Annotated in this window: 12 protein-coding genes; 5 read left to right on the top strand and 7 right to left on the bottom strand. The window is 36.9% G+C overall.

The window, feature by feature from the left end:
* Positions 1-26 precede the first annotated feature (26 nt).
* The 3 genes from KO524_RS13250 to KO524_RS13240 all read left to right on the top strand — a co-directional run bounded on the left by KO524_RS13250 (position 27) and on the right by KO524_RS13240 (position 5522).
* Positions 27-2390: a TonB-dependent receptor domain-containing protein gene (locus KO524_RS13250; RefSeq protein WP_219294711.1), complete on the top strand. Its 2364-nt coding sequence runs from the start codon at positions 27-29 to the stop codon at positions 2388-2390.
* Positions 2391-2780: 390 nt separating this feature from the next.
* On the top strand, positions 2781-3290 hold the full coding sequence (locus KO524_RS13245; protein WP_219294710.1) for a DUF4625 domain-containing protein: 510 nt from the start codon (positions 2781-2783) through the stop codon (positions 3288-3290).
* Between the two features lie 114 nt (positions 3291-3404).
* A complete protein-coding gene (locus KO524_RS13240; protein ID WP_219294709.1) occupies positions 3405-5522 on the top strand; it encodes a prolyl oligopeptidase family protein in 2118 nt (705 codons plus the stop codon).
* A 75-nt stretch (positions 5523-5597) separates the two neighbouring features.
* On the opposite strand, the gene KO524_RS13235 is transcribed toward KO524_RS13240, so the two are convergent.
* On the bottom strand, positions 5598-6953 hold the full coding sequence (locus KO524_RS13235) for an MFS transporter (protein WP_219294708.1): 1356 nt from the start codon (positions 6951-6953) through the stop codon (positions 5598-5600).
* 125 nt (positions 6954-7078) lie between these two features.
* Between KO524_RS13235 and KO524_RS13230 the strand changes: the two genes are divergently transcribed.
* On the top strand, positions 7079-7570 hold the full coding sequence (locus KO524_RS13230; protein WP_219294707.1) for an Lrp/AsnC family transcriptional regulator: 492 nt from the start codon (positions 7079-7081) through the stop codon (positions 7568-7570).
* A gap of 48 nt (positions 7571-7618) precedes the next feature.
* Here the strand turns inward: KO524_RS13230 and KO524_RS13225 are convergent, their stop codons facing one another.
* From KO524_RS13225 to KO524_RS13200, 6 genes are all read right to left on the bottom strand, one after another.
* Entirely contained in the window at positions 7619-8218 is a 600-nt protein-coding gene (locus KO524_RS13225; RefSeq protein WP_219294706.1) for a DUF1684 domain-containing protein, read from the bottom strand.
* Positions 8219-8321: 103 nt separating this feature from the next.
* Complete coding sequence (locus KO524_RS13220) at positions 8322-8792, bottom strand: Dps family protein (protein ID WP_219294705.1); 471 nt, start codon at positions 8790-8792, stop codon at positions 8322-8324.
* A 274-nt stretch (positions 8793-9066) separates the two neighbouring features.
* A complete protein-coding gene (locus tag KO524_RS13215; protein WP_219294704.1) occupies positions 9067-9555 on the bottom strand; it encodes a hypothetical protein in 489 nt (162 codons plus the stop codon).
* A gap of 161 nt (positions 9556-9716) precedes the next feature.
* Complete coding sequence (gene mtgA, locus KO524_RS13210; RefSeq protein WP_219294703.1) at positions 9717-10397, bottom strand: monofunctional biosynthetic peptidoglycan transglycosylase; 681 nt, start codon at positions 10395-10397, stop codon at positions 9717-9719.
* Positions 10398-10527: 130 nt separating this feature from the next.
* Positions 10528-11217 (bottom strand): DedA family protein, encoded by a 690-nt coding sequence (locus tag KO524_RS13205; protein WP_219294702.1) that lies wholly within the window; start codon positions 11215-11217, stop codon positions 10528-10530.
* Positions 11217-12515, bottom strand: a complete 1299-nt coding sequence (locus KO524_RS13200; RefSeq protein WP_370629741.1) for a dicarboxylate/amino acid:cation symporter — start codon at positions 12513-12515, stop codon at positions 11217-11219. The genes KO524_RS13205 and KO524_RS13200 overlap by 1 nt, the downstream gene beginning before the upstream one ends.
* 271 nt (positions 12516-12786) lie before the next feature.
* Here KO524_RS13200 and KO524_RS13195 point away from each other — a divergent pair, with 271 nt between their 5' ends.
* Positions 12787-14688, top strand: a complete 1902-nt coding sequence (locus tag KO524_RS13195; RefSeq protein ID WP_219294700.1) for a S9 family peptidase — start codon at positions 12787-12789, stop codon at positions 14686-14688.
* Positions 14689-15755: the final 1067 nt, after the last annotated feature.

Below are 15755 nucleotides of genomic sequence, written 5' to 3'. Positions count from 1 at the left end.
TTGTAATTGTTTTAAAAATAAGTAAAATGCGAATTTATATACTCGCTTTTTTCTTAATGACTGCTAGTGTCGGTCGGGCTCAGTACATCGTTTCCGGACGAGTGATGAACGACCACGCGCAAGTCTTAAGCGGAAGCACCATTTCTATTGATCAAAAATATTATAGTACTGATATACAGGGTAAGTTTAAAACCACCCCCTTAATGGCAGGAACATATCCTTTGCAAATTATTTATATGGGGTATCAAACCTTGGATACCGTAATACAAGTAAAGGGAAATCTGGATTTACATCTTCATTTAAAGCCGGAAAGCATCTTTTTGGAGCAAGTAATCGTTAATACAGCACAAAAGAAGACCATTTATAATACCGAGAAAGTAACTCAAAGTGACTTGGCGAAAAACTTCTCAGGTTCCTTTGCAAAAACTTTAGAGCGCTTGCCTGGAGTTAATGCTATGGAAATTGGATCTGGAGCCTCAAAGCCCATTATACGTGGATTGGGGTTTAACCGAGTAGCCGTTGCAGAAAATGGAGCCAAACAAGAAGGGCAACAATGGGGAGCCGATCACGGATTGGAAATAGATGCGTTAAATACCGAAGAGGTGGAAGTAATCAAAGGAGTAGGAACTTTGGAATATGGCAGCGATGCCATGGGCGGCGTTATTCAAATCAATAACGAAAAAATCCCACAGATACATTCTTTTTCCGGCCAAGCTACTCTTTTGGGTAAGTCGGTTAATGAAACATTGGGCACCTCGATACACATACAAAGCCGTGGCGATCGATTTTTCTATAAATTGAAAGCTACAGCCCAAGAATATGGTGATTATCGCGTACCAACTGATCAAATCATCTACCTCAATACTGAAATACCAATTTACAACCGCAGGATGAAAAACACGGCCGGTAGAGAAATGGATTTATACGGGCAAATAGGGTATGTTGGTGAATCTTTTCAAAACATATTGAGTTTTAGCAATGTGTACAACAAAAGTGGTTTTTTTACGGGATCACACGGATTGCCTTCCATAGCTGCAGTTCAAGATGATGGAGACAGTAGAAATATAGATTACCCTAGGCAAAATGTCAATCATTTTAAGGTTACAAACTCTTCGGTTTGGACTTTGAAGAACGATGATAAACTTAAGGTAGTACTTGCTTTTCAAAATAATAAAAGGCAGGAATGGAGTGCTTTTCATACCCATTACAACGATCAAAAGGCGCCGGAAACCAATCCCGATTTAGAATTGGAATTCAACCTGAATACTTTTGATATCAATGCGAAATACGAACACATTTCTGTAAACAATCATAAAACGACCTTTGGTTTTCAACAGAATTACCAGAACAACACCATATCGGGATACGGGTTTTTATTGCCGAAATTTAATCGATCTTCTATAGGAGCTTATGCCATTCACGAACACCAGTTTTCAGATGATATTAGCTTACAGGCTGGAGCGCGATTTGATTATGCGAAAATGCAAATACGTCCCTTTTACGACAACTTGCTGTATGATTTTTTAATTCAAAATCAAGAATCAGAACAAACGGCAGTCCGTTATGCGCAAAGAAGTAAACAGTTAGATAAGGATTACAGCAGTTTTAATGCTATGGTTGGCGGAAAGTGGCAAATGCATGAACATTGGAATTTAGCAGCAACTGTAGGGACTGTTTTTAGATTCCCAACAGCCATTGAGCTTAGTGCAAATGGCGTACATCACGGCGCTTTTAGACATGAATTGGGTAATCCGGATTTAAAACCTGAACGTGGATTTGCTGCCGACTTACGTGTGAACTTTGAAATGGCCGGGTTTAAGTCAGAACTGAGTCCTTATGTGTATTATTTTAACAACTATATCTTTTTAAAGCCGTCAGGTGTTTTTTCAATACTTCCCGATGGGGGACAGGTTTATCAATATACCCAATCCAAGGCATTGCTTACTGGAATAGAATGGAAAGTGGAAAAAACTTTATGGGAAAAGTGGTATGCTGAAGTGGTTTTTGAGTATTTGTATAACAGACAAATCACCGATCAATCCAGTAGTAATTACCCCTTGCCATTCTCACCACCTATGAATCTTTTTGGGCAGTTGGAATATCGTTTTAAAGAGTGGAAGCACTTTAAAAACTCAACGCTAAGTGCTAATGTTAAATGGAGCTCTGAACAAAGTCGTATTGCTCAAAATGAAGATATAACACCGAGTTATAAATTGTTTGGCGCCGCTGCAGCCACGGATTTGGAATGGGGTAAATTTAAAATGACAATGCAATTGTCTGCCACGAACCTAGCCGATGCCAAGGTGTTGAATCATACCAGCTTTTACCGTCCGTTAGAAGTTCCGGAATTAGGACGTAGCATACAACTAATGATACAGATTCCTTTTTAGAACAAATGATGAGGTATTTTAAAAAACATATTGGATGTGTGTTTTTGTGGATTTTTCTAGTTCCTCAAATTAATAATACACTTCATTTTTGGATAATCAAACATGATTTTTCAAGAGAATTGACAGTCAAGTCGTTGGTGTCGAATAAGAGCAATATACACTATTGCGACCAAAGTCTTTTTAAAACACCTTCGATGCTTTTGCTATTGTACGATTTTGGTATTCCAAATTTTACTATGAATATCCAGCAGTTAGATGGCATATTGGTTCAACTGTTTAAAAAGATCGTTTTCATAGGTTATTATTTGCGTGGTCCTCCCTGTAATTTGTTTAATTAAGAGGAATAAATACAAATCGTTTAAAATAATTACAACATAAAAATACATACAAATGAAAACAATAAGAATATTTTCAATCTTAGCATTAACCGCTTTTTTCGGATTAGCATCTTGCTCTAGCGACGATAACAATATAGATACGGTAAGACCGGTGGTCAATTTGATAGCTCCTAAGGAGGGAGCTGTTTTGGTAGCCGGAAAAGATGTTCACTTTGATTTGGAAGTGTCTGATAATGTGATGCTGGGATCATACAAAGTTGATATTCATAATAATTTTGATAATCACAACCATCCTTCATCCATCAGCAATAAGGAGAATGATGATTTAGTAGCCTTCGTTTTTAATAAAACGTGGTCTTTGGAAGGAATGAAAAATGCAGATATACATCATCATGAAATCATTATCGCTGCCAATGCCAAACCAGGGAAGTATCATTTTGTGGTTTATGTAGTAGATCATGCTGGTAATGAGTCTAAAGTGGCGCGAAATATTGTTATTGCAGCCGCTGGCACACCAGGTGACGATCACGATGATCATGACGACCATGATCACAATCACTAGTAGACTGTAGAACCTATTTTATAAGGCCTTGGAAATCTCCAAGGCCTTTTTTTAAAAGGTTATTTTAAAAACTCTATATTTGTTAGAATACAAATAGAAAAATCAGATTAAACAATGAAAAAAACTCTAACAACCCTTCTTGTTGCAAGCATCGTTTTGTCTTGTAAGCAAGAACCTAAAGAAGAAGTTATGGTATTGAAGTATCCGGAAACTCAAAAAGGTGATGTAGTGGATACGTATTTCTCGGAACAAGTGGCGGATCCATATCGTTGGTTAGAAGACGATCGCTCTGCAGAGACCGCGGCTTGGGTTAAGGCTGAAAATGAAGTGACATTTGAATATTTAGATAAAATTCCATTCCGCGAAGATTTGAAAAAACAAATGGAGAAAATTTGGAATTACGAGAAAATTGGGGCTCCTTCTATTGAGGGAAATTATACGTACTATTCCAAAAATAATGGCTTACAGAATCAATCGGTTATTTACCGTAAAGGAGCCGACGGTAAAGAAGAAGTTTTCTTGGATCCTAATAAATTTTCAAAAGACGGTACAACTTCCTTAGGAGGTATAGATTTTTCAGTTGATGGAAGTAAGGCTGCCTATGCGATTTCTGAAGGTGGAAGTGATTGGAGAAAAGTAATTGTATTAGATGCGCTTACTAAAACGATTATTGGCGATACCATTGTTGATGTGAAATTTAGTGGTGTTTCTTGGTTGGGTAATGAAGGGTTTTATTATTCTAGTTATGACAAACCTCAAGGAAGTGAATTGTCTTCCAAAACCGATCAACACAAATTGTATTTCCACAAGTTAGGTACGGCGCAGAAGGATGACCAGGTAATTTTCGGTAAAGATCAGAAAAGGCGTTATGTAGGAGGAAGTGTAACGGACGACAATCATTATTTGGTGATTACCGCTGCGAATTCTACCTATGGAAACGAATTGTATATTAAAGATTTGACCAAGGCGAATAGTCCTATTGTTAAAATCGTAGATAATTTTGATTCTAGCAGTACTGTTATTGAAAACCAAGGTAGTAAATTATTTATAGAAACAGACTGGAAAGCTCCTAATACACGAGTAGTTACTGTAGATGCGTCTAATCCAAAACCTGAAAATTGGGTTGATTTTATTCCGGAAACTAAAAACGTTTTATCTCCAACAACTGGGGGTGGTTTTTTCTTTGCTCATTATATGAAAGATGCCGTTTCTATGGTAAATCAGTACGATTACGAAGGTAAATTGATTCGAGAAATCAAATTGCCAGGTATAGGAACAGCAAGTGGTTTCTCTGGTAAAAAAGCAGACAAAACCCTGTATTTCTCTTTTACTAACTATATCACGGCTGGAACTATTTATTCTTTAGAACCTAAAGACGGTACTTCTAAGGTATACGAAAAACCTAAAGTGGCTTTTGACGCGGATAAATTCGAATCCAAACAAGTTTTTTATACCTCGAAAGACGGTACTAAGGTTCCGATGATTATTACACATAAAAAAGGATTAAAATTGGACGGTAAAAACCCAACCATGCTTTATGCCTACGGTGGATTTAATGTGAGTTTAACGCCGAGCTTTAGTATTGCCAATGCTATTTGGTTAGAGAATGGTGGTGTATATGCTGTTCCAAACCTTAGAGGTGGAGGTGAATACGGTAAAGAATGGCATGTAGCGGGTACGCAATTAAAAAAGCAAAATGTATTTGACGATTTTATTGCAGCTGCCGAATATTTAATTGAAAATAAATATACAACATCCGATTTCTTAGCTATTAAAGGAGGGTCTAATGGTGGGCTTTTGGTTGGTGCAACCATGACTCAAAGACCGGACTTGATGAAAGTTGCTTTACCGGCAGTAGGTGTTTTGGATATGTTGCGTTACCATACCTTTACTGCAGGAGCAGGATGGGCTTATGATTATGGAACTGCTGAAGACAGTAAAGAAATGTTTGAATATTTAAAAGGCTACTCTCCATTACACAACGTGAAGGAAGTATCTTATCCAGCGACGATGATTACTACTGGAGATCATGATGACCGTGTAGTTCCTGCGCATAGTTTTAAATTTGCGGCAGAATTACAAGCGAAAAACAAAGGAAACAATCCTATGTTAATTCGTATCGAAACCAATGCCGGACATGGTGCTGGTAAATCGGTAGCTCAAAACATTCAAGAAAACGTGGATTTGCAAGCATTTACATTATATAATATGGGTATTAGAAAATTAAAATAATTTTTTTGTACTAGTAAAAAAGCCCAATTGGAATTTTCCAATTGGGCTTTTTTTTCGAGTTTTTAGATTTTCGATTTATGCATTGCGATTTCGCCAAAGTAGTAATAGGAGTCCGAGTAGGGCATAACAACACAGTATAATCACAGTGATGTTGCTAACAGCGCTATCCATATTTTCTTTAGGCATAAATAGTGTAAGAACAGATAACCCAATTCCCGCTCCCATAAAATAAGACGTGCTGGATAAACTCGATGCAAGACCGTAATGTTCGGAAGGGATATCTTGTATACATAAAAGCGATAAACTGGTAAAACATATCGTCATTCCAATACCAGACACACAGGCGGCAGACAATAAAATGAGGATTAATGGATAGTCAAAAACCAACGTGAGCACTAACAATGCGCCACCTAAAGACATCATTGACATGCCGATAATGCCCAATTGTAGTGTTTTTACCCTTTTCATAAGGGAAGGAAGTAAAAACTTGGCTACGGCGGCCGATAATAAGCTAAACGGAACTAAAAGCAAACCTGCTTTGGCAGCGGTATAGCCCATATCGCGTTGTAATATCAAAGCGATTAAGAATAGATAACCTATAAAAAAGCAACCTAAGGTAAAGAAGACTGCATTGGCTGTAATGATGGTTTTCGAATTAAAAACGCTTAAATTAATCAAGGGGTTTGGTATGCTCTTTAACCTTTTGTAGATGATAAAAAACAAGACCACTGTTGTGGTTAAAGAAACGCTTATCGATACATAATTGCTTTCAAAAGCACCAAATTGATGAATGCCATACGTAAAAAGCAATAAGCTAAAAACCAATAATATACTGGATAAATAATCGGTTTTTTCTACACGAGCTGCAATCTTGTCCTTTTCAAGTATAAAGTATGAGGCTATCAATACCACTATGAGGATAGGGACATTGATTAAAAAAACCCAGTGCCATCCCCAATATGTACTGATTAGCCCACCAACAGCCAAACCGCTTCCAGATCCTATAGCGGCAAAGGAGCTGAAGATTCCTATGGCTTTGCTTCGTTCGTTTGTTTCGGTAAAAGTATGAGTGACGATTGATAATGCGGAAGGCATAATTAAAGCAGCTCCAAGCCCTTGTAGTGCTCTGAAAAAGGCTAAAGACACAAAGGAGTTCGACAAGCCAGCTCCCAAGGAACTAATTAAGAACAGTGCCGCACCGATGGTAAAAATTGTTTTACGACCGATGACATCAGATAATTTTCCACCGATGATTAAAAAACCACCGTAGAGCAATACATAAAGCGTTTGCAGCCATTGAAGCGTATCGTTGCTCACCGCAAATTGGTTTTGAATAGCGGGAATGGTCAGGTTTATAATAGCGATATCCAGTGCTTCTACGAAAACGCCCATAGAGGCAATGATCAAAACAAGGTTCTTCTTTAACTCCATTTTTTTTAATTTGTCCGCGCAAAAGTAAATATTAAAGTATAGCTGTCATTAAAAAAATAAAAATTTAGAACAAATGTTCATTTTTTGTATTTTTACAAGAACAAATTATCGGAATACGAACGACTATGACAAGCAAAACAGAACAAGCGAAAAAGAGCAGCTATGCAATAGATGAAAAAGACCGCGAAATACTAAAGCTTTTGGAGCAAAATGCAAAATGGACAGTACGTCAAATTTCGAGTCAAATCAATTTAAGTCCAACACCAACCCATGAGCGAATCAAACGGCTCGAAAGAAGCGGTGTAATTAAGCAATATGTAGCGGTTTTAGACAAGAAAAAGGTAGACAAAGGCATTATGGTGCTTTGTATGATTACGTTGAGCAAACACAACAAAAAGGCAGGGTCGGAATTTATAAATACAGTACTTCAGTTTAAGGAAGTTGTAGAATGTTATAATATATCTGGTGATTTTGATTTTATGCTAAAAATCTTAGCAGAGAGCATGGATAGCTACCACAATTTCTTCGTCAACCAATTGACCGAAATTGAAGGTATAGCGCAGACAAAAAGTATTTTTGTAATGGATATTATTAAGGAAACTCACGAGGTTCTTTAGCTAGATTTTTTGTATGCCCATTCGCGTATCTGCGTATTCGCCCATCCGCTAAAACCCCTCTTTTATCCCTGCTTTAATTTCGGTATTTATAAAATTTTCTTCAGGAGGAATTGGGCAAGAATATTTAGGATTGTAAACGCAATAAGGATTGTAAGACAGATTAAAATTAAGGATAAGCGTATCACCTTCAGGGATTTCGATGTCCATATAGCGGCCACCTCCATAGCTGCTTACCCCAGATGTTAAGTCGGTAAAGGGTAAAAACAGGCTGTTTTTGAACTCGGATTTTTGAATTAATTCTAAATTTTGAAAAACGCTCAATACATAATTGCTGCCGTTTAATTTAAAATGGAGTTCCCCATACTTTTTGTACATCGGTTTTCTCTGGGTGGTGGTTGGCATTTCGAAAGGCTTGGAGTCGGGTGTTTTGGTCAATTTGGCACTGACAACATACAGTTCGCTAAACGGAAAAAAATCTAAAGATTTAAAATTCTTAATGGCGTCTTTGGGTAAGGGGCTTGTTTCTGGGTTTTTAAAGTCCTTATTAAGGCTTTCTTGGAAATCCAAAGTCGTATCGGCAGCTGATTTATTTTGTGCACAGGCCGCAGTTAGGAAAAGAGTGCATAAAAAAAGGACAAGACGTTTCATAAGAGATTTGAAAAGGGATTGAATTGAATTAAACAAGCCTCCGAAGAGGCTTGTAGCAAATATAGCGGTTTTTGGTTTATAAAAGTAGCCGTTGTACGACTGCTTATTTGATATGTGCACGTAACATCCATGCTTGTTTTTCGTGTAACATCATAATTCCAGTAACAAAATCACTAGTACCGTAGTCGAGTTCTTCTTCTATGGTATTGATGTTTTCTCTGATGTGTTTGATAATGGTGTCGTGATCGTTGAGTAAGTCTTTTATAAAACTCATACTATCATTACCTCCTCGACGGGCTTCTGTCAAATGCGTCAATGCGAGGTATTCCTTTAAAGTAGCGGGTGCGTAATGGCCTATTTGACGAATGCGTTCTGCCACTTCATCAATCACGGTTTCCAATTCGGTATATTGGCTTTCGAAAAACAAATGCATTGCGTGAAAATCTGCACCTTCAACATTCCAATGTGCATTTCTCGTTTTGGTATATAAGATAAATTCATCAGCTAAAATAGCGGATAAGAATTCAGCAGTTTTCTCTCTTGAACCGGCCTTGATTCCAATTAATGTTTTCATATAAATCTGTTTTTGGTTAATATTTTTTGGTCTATTAGTAAAGTTACGAAAAAAAGAAGAAAATAAATAATCATTTGTATTAATGTTATGTTATCTCCGTGAAAACGTAGCTACTTTTTTTCTTTATATGTAATGCAGTAACTGTCCTAGTTCCGTTAAATAGAGGTATGTTAATCGGGTCTTGTGGCTCGTTGTTCACAGTTATAGAAAGGCTGTAAAATAAAAGACCTTGCCGCGAGCGGCAAGGTCCATAAATCTCTGGTTACAAAGATTTTTATTTGTTTTTCCCTAAAGCATTGTTTATTCCTGCTTTAGCATCTGCTTTGGCGTCTTTGACAGCTTCTTTGGTGTCTTTTGCAGCTGCATTTAAGTCTGCTTTTACATCATTAGCGGCGTCTTTGATATTACTTCCAGCATCGTTGATGCTTTCTTTTAAATCATGACCGGCTTCTGATGCTTTAGTTTTTGCATTTTCCCAAGCGCTGTTAGCTTCATCGATTGCCTTTTGAGCAGCTTCTTGTGCTTTTTTGTCGCCTTTTACCTTAGCTTCTTCCAAAGCCTTTTGAGCTTCTTTTAGTTTTGCCTCAGAGTCGTTTTTCAATTGCTCCCATTCGTTTTTGGCATCAATCTCGTCAACCATAGTCTCGTCAGTTGTAATAACGGTTTCAGTTCCGTTTTCATCGATTACAGCCGCTTTGTCTTGTTTACAAGAAGTTACTGTGATTAGGGCAAGTGCAGCAACGGATAACATTAATTTTTTCATAGTTTTTCGAATTTTATTTATACTCAAAGCTACAAAAAAAGAAATTACTAACCGACAATAAAATTATATTTTATTAAAAATTTAAGACTTATATTGTGTATTTACGTCAAATTTATCGGTGTATTTGTGATAATAATAATCGCAAAAGCACTGAATCTCAACTAATACTTCAGCGGTCCGTGATAGTTGATGTATTTTACAATAGTGTTTTTTCGGCGGTTGATATAGCCTGAAGAGTTGGAGGCCTTGAATCTTCTTGGATTAGGGAGTATTGCAGCTATTCCTGCTGCTTCATATTTGCTGAGGTTGCTAGCGCTTTTCTTATACCAGTATTGGGATGCAGCTTCGGCTCCATAGACCCCGTCACCCATTTCGATACTGTTGAGATATACTTCCATAATGCGTTCTTTGCTCCAAATTACCTCGATCAGAACGGTAAAGTATACTTCAAGCCCTTTTCTCAAATAACTTCTTCCTTGCCATAGAAATACGTTTTTAGCGGTTTGTTGAGAAATGGTACTGCCGCCGCGTATTTTTTTTCCTTTTTGGTTGCTTTTAAATGCTTTTTCAATGGCTTTTAAATCAAAACCATGATGTTTAAGGAAATTTCCATCTTCACTAACAATTACGGCTTTCTGTAAGTTGGTACTTATTTGGTCTATAGAAACCCAATCATGAGCCATTTTGATGTCTTTTCCAGCGCTTTTTTGTTCTATAGCTCTGATAAACATTAAAGGCGTGAAGGGTACGGGTACAAATTTAAAAATAATTACAACCGCTATGGTTGATCCAAAAAACCAAAGGAGTATTTTAAAAAGGATGCGAAGTGCTTTTTTGATCATTTTTGTAGCGCTAAATGAAGTGCGAAATTACAAAAAATATCATAGTAAAAAAGGGCAAATTTTTAGGGATACCGCATAAAAAAAGCGAAGAAATTATTTCTTCGCTTTTTTTATATTTAAGACTACACAGTTATTCTACCGTTTCTTCAACTTTTTTACTCTTTACTAATTTTAATATAATTGGTAAAGTCGTTACGGCAACCAAGAACAAAATAATGTATTCGATATAATCTTTTAGATTAACACCATAGCTTTCCAATAGGAATTTTTGAAGGTAATGACCTGCAAAAATTAAAGTAGTTGCCCATAAAAACGAACTGATGATGTTGTAAAACATAAATTTCTTAAAGTCCATGTGAACGATACCGGCGATAATTGGAGCGAAGGTTCTTACGATAGGTAAGAATCTAGCAAATATAATGGCACGTCCGCCATGTCTTTCAAAGAAAACTTTTGATTCGTATAAATATTTCTTTTTAAAGATAAAATTATCTTTTTTCGTATATAAATAGTTTCCACTTTTAGAACCAAACCAATATCCAAACATATTACCTAATATCCCAGCCAAAGCAACTAGAGTGGATAATAGAGCAACATTCGTAAAGTCACTTTCAATGGTGAAAAGTTCTTGCATTAAGGCTGAGCTGTATATACCTGCTAGAAACAACAAACTGTCGCCGGGTAAAAAGAAACCCGCAAATAAACCGGTTTCTGCAAATACTATAAATAGCACTACATAAATACCGATATGGTGACCTGCTATTTCAAGGTTGATATAAAACTCAGGGTTAATAAGTTGTGAAATGTGAAATTCGTTCATTATGTATTAGTTGTTTGTAAGTTTTCTTCGCGTTTTGATTCCCATTTATCTATTGCAGCTGTCGATAATCCATTGCCAAGGACATTAGTCATGCTTCGTGCCATATCACAAAAGTGATCGATAGGTAGAATTAAGGCTATACCTTCAGGTGGTATTCCAAACATAGAGCAAGTAGCTACAATTACAATTAAGGAGGCTCGTGGAACTCCAGCTACTCCTTTACTGGTTAACATCAATACCAAAAGCATGGTTAACTGCTTTTCAATAGGCATGTGTATATCATAGATTTGTGCAATAAACAAACTGGCAAAAGTCATATACATCATACTTCCATCCAAGTTAAAGGAATAACCTAAGGGTAGGGTAAACGATACAATTTTAGGTTGGCAGCCGAAAGCTTCCAATTCTTCTACCATTTTGGGAAATACAGCCTCACTACTAGTGGTTGAAAATGCTATTAAAATCGGCGTTTTTAATCTTTGTAATAACTCCCATAAGCGTTTGCCCAAAATGAGATAACCTACAGTTAATAGCACCAGCCATAAAACGGCTATACCAGCTATAAAGGCTAAGAGATAATGTGCGTATAAGGTAAAAACTTCAAAACCATAATTAGCTACGGCAGAGGCCACAGCGCCTAATACACCTAATGGTGCTACCCACATGATATAGCCTACCATCTTTAGAACCACTTTGGATGTTTTATCTAAGAAAGTAATAATCTGATCACCTTCTTTTCCTAAAGTAGATAAAGCTACTCCAAAGAATATTGAAAAGATTACAATTTGCAGGATTTCGTTATGTGCAAAAGATTCAAATACACTTCTCGGTACGACGTGGTTAATAAATACTTCTAAAGAGAAAGCAGAAGTCTGTTGGATTAAGTCGGAAGCAGAACTGGTTTCTGCCATCGAAATATTGGTACTCTCGCCAGGTGCAAACCAATTGACTAAAGCCATTCCAATTAATAGGGAAGTTAGGGAAGCCGTGATAAACCAAATCATCGCTTTTCCACCAACCCTTCCAACCATCTTCATATCGCCCATTTTTGCAATTCCCACTACAAGAGTACAAAATACTAATGGAGCAATAATCATCTGCACCAATCGAATAAAAATAGTTCCTAAGAGTTTTATGTTCTCTGAAAAACTAGGAATCGATTCGGGATATTGATAATGGACTAAACCGCCAAGACTCACTCCAATTATAAGGGCAATGATGATTGCAATAAATAGTTTGTTATTACTGTTTTTCACTGGATCTATTTTAAGTGCGTGAAAATAGACCTTTTTTTTTATTTTTTGTCTTTAAGTGCCGTTAAAAAATCTAATAAACGAGTAATTGATACTTTTGTTGCGATCATTTTTCAAAATCTAAATGGTTTTTTATGCAATTTTCGGATTGAAAATGAAGTTTTTATACAAAAAACCTCAGATATTGATCGTAAGGGCAGGCAGCTTTGGGATTTCAATCGGATTATTTTGAAATTTAAAAAGTGCATAGCGAAGATCATAAAAGAGAGGGTTTCATTTAAATTTAGTAATTTTAGCGCATACAAAAACAATAATAATGAAAAGAATTATTCTATTAACCCTGAGTTTGATGAGTATATCCGCTTTTTCTCAAGAGGTTATGACTAAAGAATTACTTTGGAAGTTAGGAAGAGTTAGTCCTGTAGCCCTTACCAAAGACGGTAAAAACTTGATTTATAAAGTAGGACATGCTGAAATGGAAGCGAATAAAATCAATTCCAAAATTTATCAAATTCCTCTCTCAGGAGGTGCAGCTGTAGAGATTACAGATTATAAATCCTTAGTGGCTGATAAAAATATCGCACCAGATGGCAAGAAAAGCTTATTTGACAAGGCGGTAAAAGTGAATAAAGTGTTGGGAAAGGACCTTTATGAAAAGATGGATAAATCCGATGTATATGTGTTTGATGCTTTGGATTATAGACATTGGGATACTTGGAATGACGGAACACATAATCACGTTTTTGTGGGCGATGTAAACCAACCCGATAAAGCTATTGACTTGATGGAAGGTGAACCTTATGATGCTCCGCAGAAACCTTTCGGTGGAGATGAAGACTATATTTGGACTCCAGATGGTAAGAAGGTTATCTATGTCTCTAAAAAGAAATTTGGAACGGACTATGCGATGAGTACCAATACCGATTTGTACGAATACGATTTAGAAACCAAACAAACGAAAAATTTAACGGAGGCCAATAAAGGTTATGATACCCACCCAACTTTTTCGCCTGCTGGTGATTTGACGTGGCTTCAGATGAAAAACGACGGTTATGAGGCAGATAAAAATGACTTAATCGTTCGTTTTAAGGGAATGGATATAAACTTGACTGCTCAGTGGGACGGAACGGTTGATAGTTACCAATGGGCTCCAGACGGTAAAAAGATTTATTTTACAGCGGCTGTCGACGGTACTGTACAACTTTTTGAAGTCAATTTTCCTGGTATGACTCGTATAGCGATTACCGTTCGTCAAGTAACGGATGGAAATTTTGATGTTACGGGAATTGTTGGATTTGCAGATGGAAAAATAGTATTGACTCGTACCGATTTTAACCATGCTACCGAAATTTATACTTATGATTTAAAGAAGAGCAGTTGGAATCAAGTAACTAAGGTTAACGACGATTTGTATGCTAAAGTAGCTATGAGTAAATCGGAAAAGCGTTATGTAACGACTGCCGATGGAAAAAAGATGTTGGTTTGGGTAGTGTATCCACCGAATTTTGATCCGAATAAAAAATACCCAACCTTGCTTTATTGCCAAGGAGGACCACAATCTGCCTTAACTCAGTTTTATTCATTCCGTTGGAATTTCCAATTGATGGCGGCAGAGGGATATATTGTAGTAGCTCCAAATCGCCGCGGTATGCCAGGGCATGGTGTAGCATGGAATGAAGCCATTAGTAAAGACTGGGGAGGTAAGCCGATGCAGGATTACTTAGATGCAATTGATGCGGTTTCTAAAGAAAAATATGTCGACAACTCTCGTCTTGGGGCTGTAGGTGCAAGTTATGGAGGGTATTCGATTTTTTATCTGGCGGGTATTCACAACAATCGTTTTAAGACATTTATCTCTCATTGTGGGGTATTTAATTTAGAAAGCATGTACGGAACCACGGAAGAGGTTTTCTTTCCAACCTGGGATACGGGAGGGGCTTATTGGGAAAAAGACAACGCAGATGCTCAAAAAGCAATAAAAGATTTTAATCCTATTAAAAATGTAAGTAAATGGAATACACCGATTTTGGTGATTCAGGGAGGTAAAGACTATCGCGTACCAATCGGACAAGGACAGGAAGCTTTTCAAGCGGCACAATTATTAGGCGTGAAAAGTAGATTTGTATATTTTCCAGAGGAGAACCACTGGGTAACTAAACCGCAAAATGCGCAAGTTTGGCAAGGGGAATTTTTCCGTTGGTTAAAAGAAACCTTATAGGTAAATCGCAATTGAAGTAAACTAAAAAAAGACTGTCTCTAATTAGAGACAGTCTTTTTTTATACCCTGTTTTTTACTCCAAAATCGCGTAACATATTGATATTAAGCCGAAATTGGTGTGTGTTGTTTGTGTTTTGATTTTGCGATAGGTTTTTACCCAACAGTTCTATTCAGTACAATCGCTATAAAAAAACAAACTACGTTAAACTCCGTAGGGGTGACATGATTCTAGAACATGGTGTATCGTTAAAATGATATGCCGTTCGTTAAACCCCGTAGGGGTGACATGATTCTAACAAATCATATATCGTTACAAAATATGCCGGTAAAAGAATGTTTTATTTTCGTTAAACCCCGTAGGGGTGACATGATTCTAGAACATGGTGCATTGTTAAAATGATATGCCGTTTTCGTTAAACCCCGTAGTGGTGACATGATTCTAACAAATCATATATCGTTACAAAATATGCCGGTAAAAGAATGTTTTATTTTCGTTGAACCCCGCAGGGGTGACATGATTCTAGAACATGGTGTATCGTTAAAATGATATGCCGTTCGTTAAACCCCGTAGGGGTGACATGATTCTAGAACATGGTGTATCGTTAAAATGATATGCCGTTTTCGTTAAACCCCGTATGGGTGACATGATTCTAACAAATCATATATCGTTACAAAATATGCCGGTAAAAGAATGTTTTATTTTCGTTGAACCCCGTAGGGGTGACATGATTCTAGAACATGGTGTATCGTTAAAATGATATGCCGTTCGTTAAACCCCGTAGTGGTGACATGATTCTAACAAATCATATATCGTTACAAAATATGCCGGTAAAAGAATGTTTTATTTTCGTTGAACCCCGTAGGGGTGACATGATTCTAGAACATGGTGTATTGGTAAAAGAATGTTTTATTTTCGTTGAACCCCGCAGGGGTGACATGATTCTAGAACATGGTGTATTGTTAAAATGATATGCCGTTTTCGTTAAACCCCGTAGTGGTGACATGATTCTAACAAATCATATATCGTTACAAAATATGCCGGTAAAAGAATGTTTTATTTTCGTTGA

It is taken from the genome of Flavobacterium sp. NKUCC04_CG, assembly GCF_019345525.1.
Lineage (GTDB): Bacteria > Bacteroidota > Bacteroidia > Flavobacteriales > Flavobacteriaceae > Flavobacterium.
This window is presented reverse-complemented; position numbering and strand designations above follow the sequence as displayed.

What these genes read in the sequence shown, in the direction of transcription:
- KO524_RS13250 (WP_219294711.1), top strand. Translation starts at nt 27, where the DNA reads ATGCGAATTTATATACTCGCTTTTTTCTTAATGACTGCTAGTGTCGGT.
- KO524_RS13245 (WP_219294710.1), top strand. Translation starts at nt 2,781, where the DNA reads ATGAAAACAATAAGAATATTTTCAATCTTAGCATTAACCGCTTTTTTC.
- KO524_RS13240 (WP_219294709.1), top strand. Translation starts at nt 3,405, where the DNA reads ATGAAAAAAACTCTAACAACCCTTCTTGTTGCAAGCATCGTTTTGTCT.
- KO524_RS13235 (WP_219294708.1), bottom strand. Translation starts at nt 6,953, where the DNA reads ATGGAGTTAAAGAAGAACCTTGTTTTGATCATTGCCTCTATGGGCGTT.
- KO524_RS13230 (WP_219294707.1), top strand. Translation starts at nt 7,079, where the DNA reads ATGACAAGCAAAACAGAACAAGCGAAAAAGAGCAGCTATGCAATAGAT.
- KO524_RS13225 (WP_219294706.1), bottom strand. Translation starts at nt 8,218, where the DNA reads ATGAAACGTCTTGTCCTTTTTTTATGCACTCTTTTCCTAACTGCGGCC.
- KO524_RS13220 (WP_219294705.1), bottom strand. Translation starts at nt 8,792, where the DNA reads ATGAAAACATTAATTGGAATCAAGGCCGGTTCAAGAGAGAAAACTGCT.
- KO524_RS13215 (WP_219294704.1), bottom strand. Translation starts at nt 9,555, where the DNA reads ATGAAAAAATTAATGTTATCCGTTGCTGCACTTGCCCTAATCACAGTA.
- mtgA (WP_219294703.1), bottom strand. Translation starts at nt 10,397, where the DNA reads ATGATCAAAAAAGCACTTCGCATCCTTTTTAAAATACTCCTTTGGTTT.
- KO524_RS13205 (WP_219294702.1), bottom strand. Translation starts at nt 11,217, where the DNA reads ATGAACGAATTTCACATTTCACAACTTATTAACCCTGAGTTTTATATC.
- KO524_RS13195 (WP_219294700.1), top strand. Translation starts at nt 12,787, where the DNA reads ATGAAAAGAATTATTCTATTAACCCTGAGTTTGATGAGTATATCCGCT.